We start from the raw sequence: 7531 nt of genomic DNA, 5'->3' as shown, positions 1-7531 counted from the left end.
TGACGGGATGGCTGACGAAGGCGGGCATGGACGTGCCCGGCACGTTCGAGAGCCCGGACGACAGCAAGACGAACTACTCCTACGACGCGGTCGGCAACACCACCTCCGTCGCCGTCACGGGCACCGGTGGCGGCACGACGACCGCGGAGTACAACCCGTCCACCCCGACCTGTGGTGGGTTCAAGGGGCAGAAGTGCTCGGTCACCGACGCGCGGGGCAAGAAGACGTCGTTCACCTATGACGCGAAGGGGAACCTGACGAAGGTCACCCCGCCCGCGCCGCAGGGCGCTACCACGCTCACGTACGACTACGCGGGCCGCCCGGACGTCGTCAAGGACGGCCGCGGCATCCAGACTGTCTACGTCTACGACGACCGCGACCGCGTCACGAAGGTCTCCTCCACCAACGCCACCGTCCAGTACACCTATGACGACGACGGCAACATGACCTGGCGCAAGGACGCCACCGGCGAGACCGACTACGCCTACGACACCCTCTCCCGCGAGATCTTCCGTTCCCTGCAGGACGACTCCGAGGCGACGCTCGCCTACACGGCGGCCGGCGACCTGGACACCTACACCGACCCCATGGGCGCCACCCACTACACCTACGACGACGCCGGACGCCTCGAGTCGCTGAAGGACCCGGCCGGCCGCACCACCACCTACACCTACAACAACAACGACAAGCGCACCCACACCAACTACCCCGGCGGCACGGTCCAGAAGGTCACCCTCGACGAGGACGGCAAACCCACCGCCATCAAAACCACCAACGGCAGCGCCACCCTCGTCGACCTCGCCTACACCTACACAACCGGCGCCGGCGATCCCGGAACGAAGATCTACAGCCGCACCGACGCAGCCACGGGCCGCAAGACCGCCTACACGTACGACAGCGCCGGGCGCCTCTCCTACGCCAAGGAAACGAACACGTCCTCCGGCGCCCGCACCGCGTCCTGGCTGTACTGCTTCGACAAGGCCGGCAACCTCACGCACCAGGACACCACCGCCACCTCCTGCCCCACCAGCCCGACCTACGGCTACGACGACGCCTCCGAACTGGAATCGAAGAACGGTTCGACCACCGGCTGGTCCTACGACAACGCCGGCAACGAAACCGCCGCAGCCCCGGCCGGGGGCACTGCCCGCACAGGGGAGTCGTGGTCGGACTACAACCAGCTCACCAACATCACCGCAGGCGGGACCACCTACCAGGCCAAGCACGCCGGAACCACCAACGACGAGCGCACCAAGCTCGGCGACACCTGGTTCCACCACACCCAGCTCGGCCTCGCCTCCACCACCGCCGGATCCACGGATACGGGATTCGTCCGCGAACCCGGGGGCACCCTCAACTCCATGACCCGCAGCGGGAAGAGCTACTACTACCTCACCGACGCCACCGGCAACATCCTCGGCGCCGTCGACCAGGCAGGCACCCGCACCCACACCTACGCCTACACACCCACCGGCGCCGCCCGCACCACCCCCACCGAAACCGTCCCCCAGCCCTACCGCTTCGCCGGCGCCTACAACGACCCCACGGGCCTCTACAAGATGGGCGCCCGCTACTACGACCCCGCCCTAGGCCGCTTCACCCAGCCCGACCCCTCCGGCCAGGAAACCAACACCTACCTCTATGGTGCGGGGGACCCGGTAAACCGGATCGACCCCGCCGGGTTGTTCGGCTTCAACAGCTTCATCGAGGGAGTTGGACATGCCCTCGGCGCCGGGGCCGCTGCCTTCGGCGCCGGGGCCGGGATCGCGACTTGTGGCCCGTCCCTGGGGGCTGGGTGTGTTGCCGGCGTCGCTTCGGGAGGTGCGGCCCTCGTAGAGGGAGCCAACGCATACAAAAGTCTCACGACGGCCTTCGACGAATGAGCCCGGCTTCCAGAATGCCAAGCGCAATTTCCTGGGCCATCCTCGCCCTGGTTCTCACAGCAGGTGTCATCGCTATCGTGATCGGCACCGATGTAGTTGACGCCGTGAGAGTAGCGGGATTCATTCTCATCGGCGTAGCAGCCTTGCTCGGCATCATCAAGTTGACGAGACGACGTCAGCAGTAGGACGTCACCCTCTGTGGCCCCAACACTCAGGCGTCGGGGCCACAGGACTGTTCTCTGTGGATGGGACTGTCGCTCGGGCGCCGGAGGGTGTCGGAACATGCGTTCTTTCATCCAGGCGCAGCTCCGTCAGAGTGTGTCCGGCGCGGCGGATGTCGCGAAGCAGCCGCGCCACGCGGCCGAGGAGTAGGAGCGCGCTACCAAGGCGCTGGCTGAGGAGATCGCGAAGGCGGCCGACCGAGACGGCGGAGCCTGAGCTGAGCCGAACAGCGGCCGGGGTAGCAGGAGGCCCTCACCAGTCGCGGTGATGGCCTCCTGCCGTGCCACGGGCGGGCCGGTGGCCGTCCCGGCGGGTACGGACAGCCGCCGGCCGTGGTGCGGGGTGGTGTCAGTCGCCGGTCTCGTGGGGGAGGCCGTCGTCCAGGACGATGCGGATGGTCTGGCCTTCGCCGTCGACACCGGTGAGTTCGGCGGCGATCCGGTTGTAGGCGGTCGTGGCCAGTGCCCAGTCCGCTTCCAGCGGGGTGGTGGCATGGCGGGTGTCCCACAGCTTGATGAGCAGGCCGATGAGGGAGCGGCCGGACAGGACGGTCTGGACACGGCCTTCCTTGAAGTCCTCGACCGAGGGCGGGGTGCGGAAGTGGTCGTGGTCGACGGCCAGGGCGGTGAGCCACTCCCAGGTGTCGCGGTGCGCGACCAGGTCCACGGAGGCCACCCCGGCGGCTTTGAGCAGCAGAACCCCGTGGGTCACCCGCGGGTCCCTTTCCCCGGTCTGCGTGGTGGCGGCAGAGGGCGCGGCGGGCGTGTCGTTGCCGTGGTAGGCGGCCTGGATCTCGCGCTTGAGAGCGTCGTCCTGGTCCCGGTCCTGGCGCCCAGGTCCCGGCTGTGGCTGCTGCTGGTTGCTTTCCATGGTTCCCCCCTGGGATTCGGTGTCGGATGAGGTGGGCGGTGCCGTTGTGGAGGCGGCGGGATCGTAGCCGTACTCAAGGCTGGGATCCTCGGCCGCCAGCCCCCCGGGCGCGGGTGCGTCGGTCTCGAGTTCGTCGGCCGGCCGCTGGCGGGTCGCAAGGGGGCGGAGGATTTCGGCGAGCTCCAGCAGCTGCCGGAGCTCGCCGCGGGTGTCGTTGAGGTCGCTGATCATCCGGTCTTGGCGGCGGCGTACCTCGCGGTTCTCCTCGCGCAGTCCGGTGACGCCTATCTGGACGGCCTCCAGGATCTTCAGGCGGCTCTGGGTGAGCTCGCCGTGCAGTGCGGTCAGCCCGACCGTCTCGTCCTCAAGACGGCCGACAGGCGTCAGCAGGCCCCGTATCGCCTCCAGTTCCTTCATCGCGGCGCTGAACGCGTCTTTCCACTTCACGTAACCCCCTGGTCACTCAGAGCTGTAACCCGCCGTATCTCCCCATAAGCACTCCATGTGACGCGCCGCTTTCCGGCCGTTCGCTGGCCGGGACCACCCCTCACCCCTCCGCGCGCGCGGCGTACGGAGTTTGCACGTGAAACGTACGCGCATCGTACGTTTCGCGGGGTAGGATGTTGCTCAGGAGGTGCTTTCATGTCTGAGTTGTTCGACGCGGTCGACGCCCTGCTCGCGTCCCGCGCCACGCTGCCGCCGCCGACGGAGCGCAAGCGGCTGCGTGCCGCGCACGGCCTGACGATCGACGAAGTGGCCACCGCGCTGCAGGTGCGCCGGGCCACGGTGTCCGGCTGGGAATCCGGCAAGACCGAGCCCCGCCCGCCCGAGCGCGACGCCTACGCCCGGCTGCTGGACAAGCTCGCGGAGCTCTACCCCGCCGCCCCGGCCAGCACGGCCACGCCCGCCCCTGATGCTGCGGTGCCGGCCACGTTCACCGCTATGCCCGCCCCGGTGGAAGCGCGGCCTCCGTCCACAGGGGAGGCGTCCGAGGCTGCGGCCATGACTGCGACCGAGAACTCCCAGACCAGTCCCACCCCTGTTGCCGCTGCTCCGGCGGCCGCGCCGCGCCCTGCGCGCGCCACCAGGACGTCGTCGACGTCGCGCCGCCCGGGTGCGAAGAAGGCGGCCCCGGCTGGAACCCCGGCGGGCGCCGATCCGCGGTTCGAGAACGGACCGCTCGCGGTCGTCGACGTTGAGGACGGGCAGGTGCTGGCGTACTGCACCGGCGGCCTGGTCCTGGACGTGCCCGCCAAGAGCATCCCGGCCCTGGTCGACTGGACGCTGCGCGAGGCCAAGCTCGGGCAGCCGAAGTTTGTCGGTCCGGGCAAGGATGCCGACCCGCTGATCGTGCTCACCGAAGCCGCGTGCGAGCGCTACGGCCTGCCTGTCGCCCTCACCGAAGAGGAGCGGCACGCGGGGCGGATCCCGGAGGGCCACAAGGTCATCAAGCAGTTGACCCGCGCCGACTGGCAGCTCACCAAGCGCGGGTTCGGGCCGTGGGCGCGGATCTACCGCCCGGCCAAGGGCTCGAACCGGCAGTGCGTGCAGCTGTGCATCCCGTCGTGGAACGCGCTGGACCCCCGGTTCTGGGGCACGGCCGGGCAGTTGCCGCCGGCGGAGCTCGCCCGCGTCCTGGGCGTGTATGCGACCCGGGTGATGACGCCGCGCGGCTCTACCGCCGTCACCGGCCTGGAGCTGATGACCGCGCTGCACCCGCCGACCTACGCCGTGCGCGACGAGGAGACCGGCGCCCTGCGCCAGGCCGACGAGAAGGCCCCCGGCTCGCTCGGCAAGGACCCCATCGACCCGATGAACTTCCCGCCGTGCGAGGTCCCTGACGGGCACCCCGTCCTCAAGGACCTGCCGCGCTTCCATGTGCGCGGCCCGGCGGAGAAGCTGTTTGAGGAGGCGTACGACTGGGCGCGGCCGATGACCGACGCGGAGTGCACCCTGCGCCACTTGGTCGGCATCGACGTCAACATGGCCTTCGGCGCCGGCGCCAACGGCCTCCCGGTCGGCCTGGGCGAGGCCACGCACGTCACGAACCCCGTCTTCGACCCGAAGCTGCCCGGATCCTGGCTGGTCGACCTCAGCCATGTCGACCTGTCCCGCGTGAAGGCCGGTAAGGAGTGGGTGGAGCTGGACGGCAGTCTGCTGCCCTCTCCGTTCACGCCGAAGGGCGACCGCCCCACGGGCCCGGCCTGGTACGCGACGCCCACCGTGGCCTATGCGGTGGAGCTCGGCTACGACGTCGCACCGACCGAGGCGTACGTCCGGCACGACAACGGCCGCTACCTGGACAGCTGGTACAACCGCCTGCGCGCCGCCTACCTCGCCACAATGGTCGACCTGGGCGTCGACGCCGACCTGTCGCCGCAGGACTTCCTCGCGGCGATGGACGGCTACAAGGCCCGCGACCCGGAGCTGACGATCGTCACCACGGCAATCAAGGCGACGGTCAAGGGCGGCATCGGCAAGCTGCGCGAGCGCCCGCGCGGCGAGGGCTGGAAGCCCGGCGAGCCGTGGCGCGCCCTGTCCCGGCCGACGTGGCGGCCGGACATCCGGGCGGCGGTCATCGCCCGCACCCGGATCAACCTGCACCGCAAGATCGTCAAGCACGCGGCGTTCACCGGCCAGTACCCGATCGCGATCCTGTCCGACTGCGTCGTGTACGCCGCGAACGGGCCGTCGCCGCTGGACTTCCTGCCATACCGGGAGGGCAAGCCGCTCCCGGGCGGCTTCAAGCTGGGCATCAACCCGGGCCTGGTCAAGCACGAGGGCACGCAGACCGTCCTGTGGGGCGAGGAGGTCCGGGACAAGTTCAACGCGCCCGAGCTCAACCTCGCCCGGTACATCAAGGACGGCACCGTCACCGACGTCGACAACGGAGAGTAGGAGAAGGGGACGATGAGCCTGTTCGGCGACGGCCTGGAGGCCGCGGTACAGAAGGCGTTCACGCGCCCGGCGCCCAAGAGCGCCGGCGCGCAGATGCGGTACCTGGTCAAGCAGCTCAAGGGCACGAAGGCGGTCGCCCAGATGCTGCGGGTCTCCCAGCGCACCGTCGAACGGTACGTGAAGGACCAGATCAAGAAGCCCCGCCCCGAACTCGCCACGCGCCTGGAGCACGAGGTAAAGGCCCGGTGGCAGCCGCAGATCCGGGCCAAGGCCCGGCAGAAGGCGGCGACCACCGGCGGCATCGTCATCGACACACGGGCCCGCATGGGCTACGCCGCGCCGATCGGCTCCACCGACGAGTCCCGGCTCCGGCACCTGACCGTCGCCCTGCCACCGACCTACGCCGCCCGCCTCTTCGACGCCCAGGAGCAGGGCGCCAGCGACGCCCGCCTCCAGGAGATCGCGGCCGAAGGGCTCAAGGAGGTGTACTTCCAGGACGGCGGCCGCCGCGCCGGCTCCCTGGACGAGGTCCGCTTCACCGACGTCGAACACCTCGAGTTCGACCTGTAGACGGAGCGCCCTGAACAGCCTGCGAGCCCCGGACCTGCACTGGTCCGGGGCTCGCTCGCGCGTCTGGGACCGGGCGGTTGCGCACGCGTGTGAATGAGCGCTTCATACGGCCAGAGAGAAGGAGAGTTGACCAGGCTTGCGCTAATCCGGGAACGGGCCGGGCTCGGGGACTCGGGCGAGGGCGGCGATCATCCGCTCCAGACCCCAGCTGGCGTCGACCAGACTGGGCAGCCTCCCCCTCGTCTTTATCTCCCTCAGGTGCTCCTCGAATTCGTCGTGCTCTTCCTCTGGAGCGAAGACCACTACCAGGTCGGCGAACTGGAAGCGGAAGTGCCCGACATGGCGCCACTCCCGTTCCCACCAGAACTCCTTGCGGGTCCCCGACGGGTTGCCCATCTGTTCGATGAAGGGGGTCAACCGTAGGATGTCTGCATCTGCCGCCGCGTCCTCTCCCCCTTCGGACGGGTCGCGGGCGATTTCTCGAACGGCGTCGACCATGTTGTTGATCGGGCCGGTCAGCCAGTCGTGGCCGAGGGTGATGTCGAGGTACCACACGGGGTTGGCGCCCCTACGCCGCGCGAAAGTGCGGGTGAACGCCAGGCCATAACCACTGAAGCTCATCGTTCGGTTGGGGATCTTCTCGCACATCATCCAGGCATGTTCGAGAGGCGTCTCGGTGAAGCAGACTGTCCGCTGACTAGCTGTTGTCCAACCAATCAGGTGTTTGACCTGCAGTTTTGCTGTTTGTGATCACTGCAGTTCGGGGCGCAGGGTGGCGAGGTCTTCGCTCTCGAGTCCGGAGGTGCCCTCGTGCCCACGCCTGCTGCTGTCCTGAAGCGCCGACTGTGCGCGTTCGAAGCCCGTGCCGCCGAGCTGCGGGAGCGGATCGCCGTGTTGCAGGAGGAAGTGACGCAGGTGGACGCGGAGATCGTCCGGTGGCGTATCGGCAGCGAGATCTGGGTGCGATCTCTCGGGTTCGTGTCGGTGGTGGTGAGAGTCGGTCGTGCTGGTCCAGGGGGACGGTGTTTTGGTGCTGGTCAGCGGGTGTTTGTGGGCGAGGTGATCGCTGTCATGAGGCGAGAGATTTG

The 7531-nt window shown here is 68.9% G+C and carries 5 protein-coding genes and 1 pseudogene; 4 read left to right on the top strand and 2 right to left on the bottom strand.

The features are described 5' to 3' along the window. Positions 1–1883 (top strand): RHS repeat-associated core domain-containing protein (locus E6R18_RS35345; protein WP_276607282.1); only part of this gene is annotated, 1883 nt, incomplete at its 5' end. Between the two features lie 570 nt (positions 1884–2453). On the opposite strand, the gene E6R18_RS33590 is transcribed toward E6R18_RS35345, so the two are convergent. Then, positions 2454–3422: a hypothetical protein gene (locus tag E6R18_RS33590; RefSeq protein ID WP_240799944.1), complete on the bottom strand. Its 969-nt coding sequence runs from the start codon at positions 3420–3422 to the stop codon at positions 2454–2456. Between the two features lie 195 nt (positions 3423–3617). Between E6R18_RS33590 and E6R18_RS33585 the strand changes: the two genes are divergently transcribed. Both E6R18_RS33585 and E6R18_RS33580 read left to right on the top strand, forming a co-directional pair. Further along, a complete protein-coding gene (locus E6R18_RS33585) occupies positions 3618–5873 on the top strand; it encodes a helix-turn-helix transcriptional regulator (protein WP_136320650.1) in 2256 nt (751 codons plus the stop codon). A 12-nt stretch (positions 5874–5885) separates the two neighbouring features. After that, positions 5886–6443: an XRE family transcriptional regulator gene (locus tag E6R18_RS33580; RefSeq protein ID WP_136320649.1), complete on the top strand. Its 558-nt coding sequence runs from the start codon at positions 5886–5888 to the stop codon at positions 6441–6443. A gap of 141 nt (positions 6444–6584) precedes the next feature. On the opposite strand, the gene E6R18_RS33575 is transcribed toward E6R18_RS33580, so the two are convergent. Next, on the bottom strand, positions 6585–7160 hold the full coding sequence (locus tag E6R18_RS33575) for an abortive infection system antitoxin AbiGi family protein (RefSeq protein ID WP_240799945.1): 576 nt from the start codon (positions 7158–7160) through the stop codon (positions 6585–6587). A 93-nt stretch (positions 7161–7253) separates the two neighbouring features. Between E6R18_RS33575 and E6R18_RS34525 the strand changes: the two are divergent. After that, positions 7254–7531, top strand: a pseudogene (locus tag E6R18_RS34525) (hypothetical protein); the annotation flags it as partial.

It is taken from the genome of Streptomyces sp. A1277 (assembly GCF_004795015.1).
In the GTDB taxonomy this organism is placed as follows: domain Bacteria; phylum Actinomycetota; class Actinomycetes; order Streptomycetales; family Streptomycetaceae; genus Streptomyces.
This window is presented reverse-complemented; position numbering and strand designations above follow the sequence as displayed.

Coding starts and splice junctions, on each gene's coding strand:
- E6R18_RS33580 (WP_136320649.1), top strand. CDS start 5,886: ATGAGCCTGTTCGGCGACGGCCTGGAGGCCGCGGTACAGAAGGCGTTC.
- E6R18_RS33585 (WP_136320650.1), top strand. CDS start 3,618: ATGTCTGAGTTGTTCGACGCGGTCGACGCCCTGCTCGCGTCCCGCGCC.